The sequence below is a fragment of the Bradyrhizobium sp. USDA3516 genome (genome assembly GCF_057651995.1).
The window spans coordinates 64,646-78,368 of record NZ_JBYGYN010000015.1; the positions used below are offsets into that span (position 1 = coordinate 64,646).

At 63.3% G+C, this 13,723-nt stretch carries 10 protein-coding genes; 2 read left to right on the forward strand and 8 right to left on the reverse strand.

The window, feature by feature from the left end:
- Positions 1-13: 13 nt before the first annotated feature.
- Entirely contained in the window at positions 14-991 is a 978-nt protein-coding gene (locus AC24YW_RS34335; protein ID WP_487486851.1) for a TRAP transporter substrate-binding protein, read from the forward strand.
- 53 nt (positions 992-1,044) lie between these two features.
- Here the strand turns inward: AC24YW_RS34335 and AC24YW_RS34340 are convergent, their stop codons facing one another.
- The 8 genes from AC24YW_RS34340 to AC24YW_RS34375 all read right to left on the reverse strand — a co-directional run bounded on the left by AC24YW_RS34340 (position 1,045) and on the right by AC24YW_RS34375 (position 12,531).
- Positions 1,045-2,694 (reverse strand): acyl-CoA synthetase, encoded by a 1,650-nt coding sequence (locus AC24YW_RS34340; protein ID WP_487486852.1) that lies wholly within the window; start codon positions 2,692-2,694, stop codon positions 1,045-1,047.
- Positions 2,695-2,715: 21 nt separating this feature from the next.
- Positions 2,716-4,605 carry a TRAP transporter large permease gene (locus AC24YW_RS34345; protein ID WP_487486853.1) on the reverse strand — a complete coding sequence of 630 codons (1,890 nt, stop codon included), beginning with the start codon at positions 4,603-4,605 and terminating at the stop codon, positions 2,716-2,718.
- Between the two features lie 15 nt (positions 4,606-4,620).
- On the reverse strand, positions 4,621-5,652 hold the full coding sequence (locus AC24YW_RS34350; RefSeq protein ID WP_487486854.1) for a TRAP transporter substrate-binding protein: 1,032 nt from the start codon (positions 5,650-5,652) through the stop codon (positions 4,621-4,623).
- Between the two features lie 612 nt (positions 5,653-6,264).
- Positions 6,265-7,233, reverse strand: coding sequence for a Bug family tripartite tricarboxylate transporter substrate binding protein (locus AC24YW_RS34355; protein ID WP_487486855.1), 969 nt, complete (start codon positions 7,231-7,233; stop codon positions 6,265-6,267).
- Between the two features lie 65 nt (positions 7,234-7,298).
- Positions 7,299-8,501 (reverse strand): CaiB/BaiF CoA transferase family protein, encoded by a 1,203-nt coding sequence (locus AC24YW_RS34360; protein ID WP_487486856.1) that lies wholly within the window; start codon positions 8,499-8,501, stop codon positions 7,299-7,301.
- 6 nt (positions 8,502-8,507) lie between these two features.
- Positions 8,508-10,730 carry an acyl-CoA dehydrogenase family protein gene (locus AC24YW_RS34365; RefSeq protein WP_487486857.1) on the reverse strand — a complete coding sequence of 741 codons (2,223 nt, stop codon included), beginning with the start codon at positions 10,728-10,730 and terminating at the stop codon, positions 8,508-8,510.
- A 9-nt stretch (positions 10,731-10,739) separates the two neighbouring features.
- Positions 10,740-11,549 carry an enoyl-CoA hydratase/isomerase family protein gene (locus AC24YW_RS34370; protein ID WP_487486858.1) on the reverse strand — a complete coding sequence of 270 codons (810 nt, stop codon included), beginning with the start codon at positions 11,547-11,549 and terminating at the stop codon, positions 10,740-10,742.
- 55 nt (positions 11,550-11,604) lie between these two features.
- Positions 11,605-12,531 carry a FadR/GntR family transcriptional regulator gene (locus AC24YW_RS34375; protein WP_487486859.1) on the reverse strand — a complete coding sequence of 309 codons (927 nt, stop codon included), beginning with the start codon at positions 12,529-12,531 and terminating at the stop codon, positions 11,605-11,607.
- Between the two features lie 24 nt (positions 12,532-12,555).
- Between AC24YW_RS34375 and AC24YW_RS34380 the strand changes: the two genes are divergently transcribed.
- Positions 12,556-13,695, forward strand: coding sequence for an acyl-CoA dehydrogenase family protein (locus AC24YW_RS34380; RefSeq protein ID WP_487486860.1), 1,140 nt, complete (start codon positions 12,556-12,558; stop codon positions 13,693-13,695).
- The last annotated feature ends 28 nt before the right edge of the window (positions 13,696-13,723 follow it).

Below are 13,723 nucleotides of genomic sequence, written 5' to 3' on the forward strand. Positions count from 1 at the left end.
AAGGAGAAGTCCGATGAAGTCTCGTCTCATTTTCGCAGGCCTGATCGCCGGCGCCATGCTGGCCGCAAGCCCCACCTTGGCCCAGACCAAATGGAATCTGCCGGCCGCATATCCGGCCGACAATCCGCACTCCGAGAATCTGGTCGCGTTCGCCAAGGACGTCGATGGCGCCACCTCGGGCAAGCTCCAGATCACGGTTCATCCGGGCGCCTCGCTGTTCAAGGCGCCGGACATCAAGCGCGCAGTGATGACCGGGCAGGCGCAGATGGGTGAGGTGCTGCTGTCGATCCACGAGAACGAAGACCCGATGTTCGGCGTCGACGTCGTGCCGTTTCTCGCGACCAGCTTCCCCGAGGCGATGAAGCTGTATCAGGCCTCCAAGCCTGCGATCGCCAAGAAGCTCGATGCGCAGGGTCTCAAGCTGCTGTTCGTAGTGCCGTGGGCGCCGCAAGGCGTCTACGTCAACAAGCCGCTGGCGACGCTCGAGGACATGAAGGGCCTGAAATGGCGCGCCTACAATGTCGGGACCGCGCGGATCGGCGAACTGGTCGGCGCGCAATCGGTCACGATCCAGGCCGCGGAATTGCCGCAGGCGCTGGCGACCGGCGTGGTGAACTCGTTCATGTCGTCGGGCGGCACCGGCTACGATTCGAAGGCCTGGGAGTCGCTCAAATACTTCTATGACGTGCAGGCCTGGATTCCGAAGAACTATACCTTCGTCAACAAGGCTGCGTTCGAAGCGCTCGACAAGCCGACCCAGGAAGCCGTCCTGAAGGCCGCCGCCACCGCGGAGACGCGCGGCTGGAAGGCCTGGGAAGAGAAGGCCAATTGGTACCTCGATCAGCTCAAGGCCAAAGGCATGGCCGTCGAGCCGCCGAGCCCCGCTCTCAAGGCCGGCTTTCAGAAGATCGGTGAGCAGCTCACAGCCGACTGGCTCAAGAAGGCAGGGGCCGACGGTCAGGCGGTGGTCGACGCCTACAAGAAGATGTGAGGGTGAGAGGGCTTCCGCTCATGCACGGCGGGCGGAAGCCTCCTCAGACGCTGTCAGGCCGAGATCGCCTTCACCGAACCGACTTCGTTGCGCAGCAGGAATTTCTGGATCTTGCCGGTGGACGTCTTCGGGATCGGCCCGAACACGACCGCCTTCGGCGTCTTGAAACCGCTCATGTGCGTGCGGCAGAAGGCGATGATGTCGGCCTCGCTGGCGCTGGCGCCGTCCTTCAGCTCGACGAAGGCGCAGGGCACTTCGCCCCATTTCGGATCGGGTTTTGCCACCACGGCGGCGAACAGCACGGCCGGGTGCTTGTAGAGGATGTCCTCGACCTCGACCGAGGAAATGTTCTCGCCGCCTGAGATGATGATGTCCTTGGAGCGGTCCTTGATGATGACATAGCCGTGCTCGTCGAGCACGCCGAGATCGCCGGTGTGAAACCAGCCGCCCTCGAAGGCTTCTTTCGTTGCATTCTCGTTCTTCAGATAGCCCTTCATGACGATGTTGCCGCGGAACATGACCTCGCCGATGGTCTCGCCGTCGCGTGGCACCTCCCGCATGGTCTGCGGATTGATCACGGTGACGGCTTCCTGCAGCGGGTAGGGCACGCCCTGCCGGCGCTTCATGCGGGCGCGCTCGGCGGGCGGAAGCTCGTCCCAGCCGGGCTGCTCGGCGCAGACGGAGGCGGGGCCGTAGACCTCGGTCAGGCCGTAGACGTGGGTGAGCTTGATGCCGATGCTCTCGGCGCCTTCCAGCACCGCGACCGGCGGCGCGGCGCCCGCGATCAGGCCGACGACGCGGCGGGCCGCAACCCCCTTGGGCGCATCGGGCGCGTTGATCAGCGTGTTGTAGACGATCGGCGCGCCGCACATATGGGTGACGCCGTGTTGCTTGATCAGCTCGAAGATCCTGGTCGGCTCGACCTTGCGCAGGCAGACATTGATGCCGGCGGCCGCCGCAATGGTCCAGGGAAAGCACCAGCCGTTGCAGTGGAACATCGGCAGCGTCCAGAGATAGACCGGATGCTGTCCGAGATTGCCGGCGAGGATGTTGCTGACGGCGTTCAGATAGGCGCCGCGATGATGGGTGACGACGCCCTTGGGATTGCCCGTGGTGCCCGAGGTGTAGCTGAGTGCGATGGCATCCCATTCGTCCTGCGGCAGAACAGCGTTGAAGCCGGGATCGCCTTGCGCGACGGCCGTCTCATATTCGATCTCGCCGATATGCTTGCCGCCCTTGTACGCGGCATCGTCGACGTCGATCACCAGCGGCTTGGGGCCATTCATCCGCGCCAGCGCCTCGCTGATGACGCCTGAAAACTCTGGATCGACCAGGATGATTTTCGCGCCGCCATGGTCGAGCTGGAACGCGATCGAAGGCGCATCGAGCCGGATGTTGAGCGCGTTGAGCACGGCGCCGGTCATCGGCACCGCGAAATGCGCCTCGTTCATCGCGGGAATGTTGGGCAGCATCGCCGCGACGGTGTCGCCGACGCCGATGCCCTTGTTGGCAAGCCAGGAGGCAAAGCGCCTGCAGCGCTCATAGGTCTGCGCCCAGGTGAAGCTGCGGCCTTCATAGACCGTGCTGACGTGATCGGGATAGACCGCCGCGCTGCGCGCTAGGAAGCTAAGCGGGCTCAGCGGCACGTAATTGGCTTGCGTCTTGTCGAGGCCGCTATTGTATGGATTCTGCCGCTCACTCATCGACACCCTCCTTAAACCGCATCAAAGAAATCCGATCGAGATCCAGGGGAAGATCGCGACGATGATCAATCCCACCAGCAGCGCCAGCAGATAGCCCCAGATCGGCCTGATGCCTTCGGCCGGATCGACGCGTCCGATGGCGCAGGCGGCATAATAGCCGACGCCGAAGGGCGGGGCGAATAGCCCGATACCCATGGCGAGAATGATCACCATGGCGTAGTGCACCTCGTGCACGCCGACGGCGCGGGCGATTGGAAACAGCAGCGGTCCGAACAGCACGATCGCCGGGATGCCCTCCAGCACGCTGCCGAGAACGACGAAGGCCAGGATCGACACGGCGATGAAGGTCGCAGCCCCGCCCGGCAATCCCGTCATGGCCGCAGCCAGCGAGCGCGAGAAGCCGGATTGGGTCAGGCCCCAGGCCATGCCGGTTGCCGTGCCGATGATCAGGAGGATCGCGCCCGACAGCGCGGCGGTCTCGACCAGCATCGGAAACAGCCGCCGCCAGTCGAAGCGGCGATAGACCAGGAGGCCGACGAGGGCGCCGTAGACGATGCCGATTGTGGAGACTTCGGTCGCTGTCGCGATGCCCTCGACCACGGCATAGCGGATCACGAAGGGCAGCGCGAGCGCGGGCAGGGCGATGACGAAGGTCTTGCCGATCTCGGACGCCGAGGCGCGGCGGACATGGCCCATGTCCTCGTGGCGGTAGCGCCACCACACCAGCATGCAAAGCGTGATCGCGAGCACGACGCCGGGCAGGAGGCCGCCGGTGAAGAGGGCGGCGATCGACACGCCCGTGACCGAGCCGATCGTGATCAGCACGAGGCTCGGCGGAATGGTTTCGGTCTGAGCACCCGTGGCCGCCAGCAGCGCGACGAGATCGCCGGGCTTGGCGCCGCGCTCTTTCATCTCCGGGAACAGCACCGGCGCCACCGCAGCCATGTCGGCGGCCTTGGCGCCTGAGATGCCGGAGACCAGGTACATGGCGCCGACCAGCACGTAGTGGAGGCCGCCCCTGATGTGGCCGAGCAGGCTCGCCAGGAACGCCACCATGGCTCGCGCCATGCCGGTCATCTCGATCAGCAACCCCAAGAACACGAACAGCGGCACGGAAAGCAGGATGAGGTGGCTCATGCCCTCGTCCATCCGCCCGACCAGCACCATGACCGGCGTGCGCGTGGTCAGCGCGAGATAGCCGAAGATCGCGAGGCCAAAGCCGAACGCAATGGGAACGCCGGCAAAGACGCAGAAGCCGGCAACGCCGACGAAGAAGACGACGAGGTTGAGATTGCCGAGCGGCCGCAGCAATGGCTCCGCTAGCCAGAACAGGCCGACCACGACCGCAACCGACAGCACGGCGGCCGCAACCATCCGGTGGTCGGCCGCGCGCACGAGCCGCAGCAAGGCGAAGGCCGCCATCAGGCCGATGCCGGCCGGCAGCGCAGCGGCGCGCCACATGTTGGAAATCTGCAGCGCCGGCGTCGTGATGTAGCTTTCTTCATAGGCGTAGTCGCAGGCCGGCCAGACGATCAAGAACAGGAACGCCAGGGCCGCGGAGGTCGCGACCAGATCGAGATAGGCCCGCATGGCCGGCCTCGTGCTGGCGACGACCGCTGTCATGCGCATGTGCTCGGAGCGGCGGAACGCGACCGCCGCGCCCAGCATGGCAAGCCAGAGGAACAGGATCGAGGCGAGCTCGTCCGACCAGATCAGCGGCCGGTGCAGGCCGTAGCGCGCGACCACGCCGGCAAACAGGATCACGATCTCGGCGACGACCAGGATCGCCGTCGGGATTTCGACGACGAGGCCGAGCACGCGTTCGACCGAGGCCAGCAACGAAGGTCGGCGAGGGGACTGCAACGTCACCTCGCCCACCACTTCGGTCACCTCGATATCGGCATGAGCCATGCTGGCCCCAACGCGCTAGGACAGCTTGCCGACGGCCTTCTCCAGTAGCTCCCAGGCCTGATCGCCATATTTGCCCTTCCATTCGGCATAGAAGCCGGCGGAGCGCAGCTTGTCGCGGAACGGCGCGATGGCCGGCTGGTTGAAGGTCAGGCCCTTGCCAGCAAGCTCCTGCTGCAGGTTTGCGTTCAGCTTGGCGGTATCCTCACGCTCCCTCACGGCGGCGGCATTGACGTTCTTGGCGACGACGGCGCGCACGTCCTGCGGCAGCTTTTCCCAGGCCCTGCGGTTGGCCAGGAACCAGAAGCCGTCCCACATGTGGTTGGTCAGCGAGCAGTACTTCTGCACCTCGTAGAGCTTGCCGGTCGAGATGATGGCCAGCGGGTTCTCCTGGCCCTCCACGATCTTGGTCTGCAGCGCGGAATAGACCTCGCTGAAATTGATCGAGGCGGGCGCGGCATCGAACGCCTTGAACATCGAGGTCCACAGCGGCGACACCGGCACGCGGATCTTGAAGCCCTTGAGGTCGTCAGGCCCGGCGATCGGCCTGGTCGACGACGTCGTCTGGCGGAAGCCGTTGTCCCAGATCTTGTCCATGACCTCGAGGCCGGCCTTCTTGATCTCGCCGCGGACATGGGCGCCGAGATCGCCGTCCATGGCCTTCCAGACCGTGTCGTAGTCCGGGAACGCGAAGCCGATACCATTGATGGACGCCGCCGGCACCAGGGTCGACAGGATCAGCCCGGACAGCGTGAAGAACTCGACGCCGCCGGAGCGGATCTGGCTCAGCATATCTGTGTCGGAACCGAGCTGGTTGTTCGGGAAGATCTGCAGGTCGAACTTGCCGCCTGTCTCGGTCTTGATCGCCGCCGCCATCTCCTTGGCGCGGACGTTGAGCGGATGGGTGTCGGGCAGGTTATTGGCGTATTTGTAGGTGAACTCGGCGCTCTGGGCGCGGGCCACATAGGGCGCAGCGAGGCCGCCCAGGACCGCGGTCGCGGCGGAGGCCTTGAGAAGCGTGCGTCGGGAAAAGCGCGTGGAAAGGACCATGGGTCTGCTTCCTCGGAAGGTTTGTTGTTGTTCTGAGATGCAAACCTATACGGACGGTCGGCCTTAAGGTCATCTGCGATCTCGCGGATGCCTCGCTTATTGCAGCCGGACAAGGTCACGGCAATATCGGCTTTCGCGGACCTCGACCCGATTCAAAACCTGAAAAACAACCCCATGCACAGTAGCCGTCAAGAGCCAAGACGACGGCCGACGCGCAGACGGAGATACAGGTTTTGGCGAAGGTCGGATGTCAGCAATTGCGCCTAAAGAATTGATCTGATTATACATAAAGATATTCCATAATATACCTTATGCGAATCACGGATATGCCGGGCTCCAGACCGATGTCCTGCGCGGCGATCTCGAGGATGCTACGTTGATCTGGTTCTGCCGACTGGTTCCGGGATCGAATCGCGAGAGCTCAAGACGCTCCATTCTCAGATTTTCCGGATCGCTTGCCTCCTCCGCTGGCAATTGACGACGCGGGGGCGGCGCGAGCCTACCGCCAAGCTGCGGCGGTCGGCGCAAGCCCAGACGCCGCGATCCACCTGCTGGTGATCGCCCTATCGAGGCCTCGTCCGCCTCGGCCGGTCCCCTCTCCCCGAACGTCCGCTATTCGGTCTTGACGTTGCGTTCCTCGATCAGCTTGCGCCAGGACGGGATTTCTGCGGCGATCAGAGCGTGGAGTTCGGCAGGCGTGCTGGCCTTGGCCTCGACGCCATAGGAGAGAAAACGATCCCGTATTTGCGGCATCGCCAGCACCGTGCCAAGCGCAGCGTTGAGCTTGGCCACGACGTCTGGCGGAGTGCCGGCAGGCGCGAGAATGCCGAACCACGTTTCGACCGAATAGCCCTTCAAGGCACTGCCGATGGATGCCGCACCGGGAGCAACCGGCGAAGGACCGGGCGAGGAAACCCCGAGCAGCTTCACCTTGCCGGAGCGGATGTGCTCGTTCAGCGTATCGGAAGTGGTGGTGAGCAGAATGTCGACCTCGCCGGCAAAGATGGCGAGCGTCGTCGGCGCCTGGCCCCGGTATGGGACGTGGACCATCTGCAGACCTGCCTGATTGAGGAAGCGCTCAGTGCTCAGGTGCCCGAGCGAGCCTGGTCCAGCGGAGGCATACAGCATCGGCTTGCTCTGCGCCTTCGCGTAGGCAAGCAGCCCGGCGACGTCGTTCACGGGCACCTTGTCGCTTGCCACCAGAACCAGAGGCGCCGTGGAGACCAGGGACACCGGCGCAAAGCTCTTCAGCGGATCAAAATCGATGCCCTTCTGCAACAACGGGGCGATCGAAATCGGCCCATTGTTGGCAAACAGAAGCGTGTAACCGTCGGCATCCGATCGGGCCGCTTCGTTGGAACCGGTCGTGCCGGCCGCTCCGCCGCGATTGTCGATGACGATCGGCTGGCCGAGGATCTTCGTCATCGGCTCCTGCAGTGCACGCGCCATGATGTCGGTCGAACCGCCGGCGGGATATGGCACGATCAGCCGGATGGGACGCGATGGATAATTGTCCGCTACGGCGGGCGCGACGAGCATCGCCGCTCCAAATATCAAAGCCAGAACACGTAGCCCCTTCATGTCGATCCTCCCACGATATTTTTTGATTATCTTGCGGTAGAAAATTCGCGGCTGGCAGCATCAAATCACGGCGACGCTTCACCCTTTCCAAATGCGCCGACGGCCGCGGCCTGCTCGAGGTCGTTTTCGGACAGGCCGAGCACGCGCGTCAGAATCTCGTCCCGGTGCTCGCCGACGGCGGGGATGTCGTGGCCGATTCCAGTCCGCGCGCCCGACATCCGCCACGGCGCGTTGACGCCCTTGAACTCACCTGCAGCGTCGGCGATCGGCGCGAATACGCCGCGAGCGGATAAATCCGGGTCATCCAGCGTTTCCGCGGGATCGCGAAAGCGGGCGCTCGGAATACCGGCGCGATCGAGCGCTGCCAGGCACTCATCCACCGTATGCCGTATCGTCCACCGCTCGACGACCTGCATCATCGCGGTCCAGTTCGCACCGCGCGCCGCCACCGAGCCGAAACGAGGGTCGGACGAAAGCTCCGGTAGGTCCGTCAGGTCGCGAAGCGCCGCAAAATTGCGTGCCGACACCGGCGCGATCAAAACGTCGCCGTCCTTAGCACGCACTGGACCGTAGGTCGGGCGTGCCACCGGCGTCGAGAACTGCGCCTCCTGCAGCTCATACACCAGAAGATTCAGCATGCAGTCCATCAGAACGACATCGACGTGCTGCCCTGCTCCCGTACGCTCCCGTTGCACCATCGCCGTTTGAATCGCCGAGAAACCGAAAACGCCACCGAGAATATCGGCAACGAACACGGCTCCGGCCGCCGGCCGGTCACGATCGCCGGCGTATCGCATCAGTGCGCGGTCAAAACCGCTCTCGGCATGAACGATCATTGCATAGGCCGGGCGCTCCGACTGCGGGCCGGTCTGGCCGTAACCGGATATCGAGCAATAGATCAAACGGGGATTGATCTTGCGAAGCGCCTCGTATCCGAGCCCCAGGCGCTCCATCACACCGGGGCGGAAATTCTCAACCAGAATATCCGTGCTTTCGACCATGCGATGCACGAGCTTGATCGCCTCGGACGATTTGAGGTCCAGCGCGATGCTTTTCTTGCCGGCATTCAGCTGACCGAAATAGGCGCTTTGGCCATCGCGAATGGGCGCGCGCAGACGCATCTCCTCGCCTTCGGGCGGCTCGATCTTGATCACTTCGGCGCCGACATCCGCCAGCAGCCGGGCGCAATACGGTCCGGCGAGCATGATGGAGAAATCCAGCACGCGGACGCCCTCGAGTGGTGATTTCAATGACTGGCCCTGCATCATCGGTTCCTAGCGAGGTAAGCCAAGCGCACGCTGCGCAATCAAGCTACGCTGAATTTCGTTCGTGCCGATGCTGATCACCCACATCAGTGAATGACGCAGGTTTTGCTCGAACCGGCCGTTGTCGATGGCACCCGGCATCTGCTCGGACAGCGTGGCGCGCATGCCGAGCATGTCGAGCGCGGCTTCGCCAAAGCGTTCCATCAGCTCGCTGGAAAAGACCTTGCTGATCGCGCCATACTCCGGCGGAGTGATGCCGCCGGCGGCAAGGTCAGCGCAATGCATCATCAGCTGGCGCCCGATCTCGATTTCGCACGCGAACGCCGCCATGCGGTCCCGGACGATCGGATCCTCTCTCAATTCCGGCCTGGCCATGACGTGCTGGCGCAGTTGTTCAAAGGCATGCGCGACTTTCAACACGATGCCGCCGCCGACCAGCCCCCGCTCGAAAGCGAGCGCTCCGGTCAAGACTTTCCAGCCCTCGTTTTCACCGCCGACGAGGTTCTCCAGGGGCACGCGAACATCGTCGAAGAAGATGTTTGCGAACGTTCCATCGTACATGGTGGTGGCAGGCCGGATCGTGATCCCGGGCGTGTTCATCGGCACGATGAACATGCTGATGCCGGCATGGGGCCTGGCGCTCTTGTCGGTTCGCGCCGCCAGGAACATGTATTTTCCCCACCAGGTCGTGGTCCAGATCTTCTGGCCGTTGATAACCCAATGGTCGCCGTCGCGGACTGCGCTGGTCCGCAGCGCCGCAAGGTCGGATCCTGCCTGCGGCTCGCTGTAACCCATCCCATGCATGGCCTCGCCACGCAGAATTTCCGGCAGATATTTCTTCTGTTGCTCGGGCGTTCCGAACATCATCAAGGCGTTGGCCTGGATCGAAGCGCCAATGCGCGGAGCCTCGTTTAGCTCCATGGTCTCCATGAAGGCGATTTGTTCGAGCGGCGAACGCGCCTGGCCGCCGAACTCCTGCGGCCAGCCGAGCCCGATCCACCCGGTGCTCCCAATATCGGCAGCAAATTCAGCGTCGAACTCGCGCTTTGCGAACGGCTTGGCGTCAAAGGCGGCCTTTCTGCCGCCCGCCCAGTTTTGCGCAAGCCACCGTCTGACACGTTCGCGCAGTTCGTTCCCGGCGGGACCGAGATCATACTGCGGCATCGCTGCGCCGCCATTGTCGAACAGGTGAGCGGCGAGGTTTCGTCTGGCATGAGCGGCGCCACCCAGCGCTATGGTGTCCAGATGTACGCGCTTGAAGTGCAGCGGCGCTTCGTGCTCTTCGGCATAGCCGATGGCGCCGAATGTGTGCTGCGTCTCCAGGGAAACACGTCGCAAAGAAGGGCCCGCAAACGCCATGGCGCAATCGGAGAAGTACGACCAGGCGACATCGCCCTCGTCCCGTAGCTTCGCCGCGTGATGCAGAACGAGACGCACGCCCTCGAGATCGATGAAGCAGTTGGCGAGCTTGTGCTGGATCGCTTGAAAGCGCCCGATCGGTTGGCCGAACTGCTGCCGCTCCCCAGCGTAGGTTACCGCCAGGTCGAACGCACGACGCGCGGCACCATGGGCGCGTGCTAGCAGCGCCAGGCGCGCGATTGATCGCAATTCGCTCAGGCTGATGTCGGCAACAGGAACAAGCCTTGCCGGCGCCGCATCGAGCGTCAGCTCCCAATTGCCCCAGCTACCCATCGCGCGCGTGGGCATAAGATCAATGCCGGGGTCCCGAAGATCGACGAGCGCAAGCTGTGTCTCGTCCACCGGCGCGAGCAGGTGCGTAGCGCTCCCTGCCGCCTCAACAAACCGAAGCGATCCCGTTGCCTTCTCGCCATGCAGCGTGATCGATCCGATACCGGGATCGGAATCGAACGCAGCAAAGGAAAAGACAATGCGCGCCCCGCCCACGCGAAGCGCGCTTTGCAAATCACCTGCATGTGGGGATGCAGCCGACAGCACGAGATTGGCCAGCACGGCAGACCACATCGGAGCGGGGCACGCCGCGCGGCCGAGCTCTTCCATCACCGCCAGGATCTCGCGAAGGCCGCCCTCCTCCGAATTGGCGCCCAGAACCGTGACACCTTGCTGAGCCAGCTTGTCCCAGATCTCGGTGATCGCGTCGGGCGACGCACCATCCTTCTTCATGCAGTCGGCGCGCCAATGCGCTTCGAGAAGCCCGCGCAAAGAATCGCGAAGCATGCCCGCAACGTCGTCGCTTTCGATGCCGGTGGCCATCACGAGAGCCTACGCCTGACCGAACCTCGGCTTGCGCTTTTCCTTGAAGGACATGGTTGCCTCCTTGTGATCCGCTGTCTCGAACGTGACCTGTTCGAGCGCCATTGACGCCTCGAGCAACATGTTCACGCGATCCTTCACGATCTGGTTGATCGACAGCTTGGTCCAGCGGATCGCCCAGGTAGGGCCGTTCGCCAGTTCGATGGCGATTTCCCGCGCCTTGCCTAGCACGTCAGCACGAGGAACCACGTGATTGACCAGGCCGATCCGCTCGGCTTCCCGGCCCTTCAGCAGCGTGCCGCGAATCAAGAACTCCTTGGCCTTGTTGATGCCGACCAGCAACGGCCAGATCACGGTGCCGCCGTCTCCGGCAACCAAGCCAACGCGCGACACGTGTGTGTCGCCAATGCGCGCATCCTCGGATATCACCGTGATATCGCAGAGCAGCGCGTGAGTCGCAGCCAGCCCGATGGCATCGCCATTGATCGCCGCGATGATGGGCTTGTCGAGCTCGAGCTGCCGGGTGACGCCGCGGCGGCTGATCATGGGATCATGGACCTCGCCCTCCTCCAGGACGTCCCCGCCGGGACGCTCCGACATCGCCTTGACGTCACCTCCAACGCTAAAGAAATCGCCGGCGCCGGTCAGCACCACGACGCTGACGGCATGGTCATCGGCGAGGTCGTCCCAGATCGTCCGCAACTCGCGGATCAGCTTCTGATTGATCGCGTTGCGGGACTGCGGCCGGTTCAGAGTCACCGTCGCCACCTTTTCCGATACCTCGACCTTGAGGCATTCATACTTCGCGTAAGTCGACACTTGTTCCTCCCTTTGTTATCGTGTTCGAGCGTAAGCCGTCCGCTTCCAAGCCCGGCTAACGCCGCATGCCCGGCTGGACCTCCGCCAGCGCGACATGCAGCGACATTGCGCCCGGGTCCTGCTCGAGCATTCGTTGCACAGCTTCGAGATGCGCGCGCATCAGGCGGCGCGCCGATGAGGTGTTTCGTTCGGCTATGGCAGTAAGCAGTTTGCGCCGCCGCTCGGCCAGTCGGCTCATTGCGACGCCGCTCGAAGCTACCTTGGCGTAAACGAACCGCATGTGAATTTCGGTCACCGAATCCATGATCATCGCGATGACCTTGTTTCCAGTCGAAGCTGCGAGCAGCTTGTAGAACTCACGGGAGCATTCGACCCGGTCGAGCAGTCTCCCCTCCTTCGTCGCAAGCTCAGTTCGCCGGATGTTGGCCTCCAGCGCGTCGAGATCGGGCTGGCGTGCCTGGTTACACGCAAGACCGACGACGAGGTCGAGCACGTGGACGCGCGCCTCCGACAACTCCCGGACCGAAATCGTGCCAAGGCTCAGCATGTCCCGGATGACGTCGTTCATGCGGCTGGTGTCGCCCTCCTGGATGAAGGCTCCGCCTTTGACGCCCTTTAGCAGTCGAAGCACGCCGGCCATCTCGAGGCTGCGCAGCGCTTCCCTCAGGACATTCCGGCTCACGCCGAGCTGCTGAGCGAGATCGCGCTCCGGAGGCAGCTTATCTCCCGGCTTGAGCAGCCCGAGCGCGAGCTGCTCGCGGATGCGCTCGCAGATTTCCTCGAACGCCCGCCTCGTATGGATCGGCCGGAACCTGGGGGCCGGCGCGGGACTTGCCGTCGCCCGCTGATCGGCCGGGCGCTCGCGCCTGCCGGACGAAACATTGCGTGTATGCGCACCAGCGCGGGGACTTGACTTAGCATTCATGGGGTGAATTATTAAATGGATCACCCATTCAATGAAAGCCCTTTTTTCGGCTTTCATTAGAAAAGTCCACAATGAGGGTCCATGAGTTCTTCCGAAGAGCAGATCGCCTTCCGCGACACCGTCCGCAAGATGGCCGAGAAGCATGTGGCGCCGATCGCCGCCGAGATCGACGAGACCGACCGCTTTCCGACCGAGCTCGTGAAGCTGTTCGGCGAAATGGGGCTGATGCAGCTCTGGGTGCCGGAGCAATATGGCGGCCCGAACGGCAATCTCACCATGGCCTGCATCGCGCGGGAGGAGATATCCAGGATATCGCCGGCCTGCGCTTCGATTGCCTGTCTGAACACCATGTTCATCATGCCGCTGCTTCATTTCGGCTCGGAGGAACAGCGGAAGAAGTACCTGCCGATCATCGCGAAGGGCGGCGTCGTCACGGCAATTGCCATATCCGAGCCGCAGGCCGGTTCAGACGTCACCGCAATCGCGACGCGCGCCCGAAAGGATGGCGATTGCTACGTTCTCGATGGCCGCAAGCAGTGGTGCAGTTACGGAGTGGTCGCCGACTATATCGTGGTGATGGCACGGACCAGCGACAGTCCAGGCTCCGACGGCATAAGCGCCTTCATCGTCGAGCCGAAGAAGATGGCGGGCATTTCCTTTGGCCGTCACGAGCGCAAGATGGGTTTCCGGGGCGCGCCGAATACCCCGATCTTCTTCGACAATGTGCGCGTGCCGAGGGAAAATCTGGTTGGGGAAGAAGGCAAGGGCTTTCGAGCCTCGATGCGCGCCCTTGATCTCAATCGGCCGACGATTGGAGCTCAATCTGTCGGGCTGGCTCAGGGCGCGCTCGACGCCTGCGTCGCCTATGCAAAAGAGCGCAAGCAGTTCAAGAAGTCGATCTCTGAATTCCAAGGCGTCCAGTTCATGCTCGCGGACATGGCGATGCAAATCCAGGCCGCACGTGCGCTGGTCTACGAGTGTGCGCGCGCCGGCGACGCGGGTGACTGGAAGCGCCTGAATGTTCTTGCCAGCATGGCCAAGTGTGTGGGCAGCGACGTGGCCATGAAGGTCACAACGGATGCGGTGCAGATATTCGGGGGCTATGGCTACACCATGGACTACCCTGTCGAGCGCATGATGCGCGACGCGAAGCTAACCCAGATCTTCGAGGGCACGAACCAGATCCAGCGGGTCGTCATCGCGCGTGAGCTGCTCAGTTAGCCAAACGCGCTACCCACCTTCTGCCGGC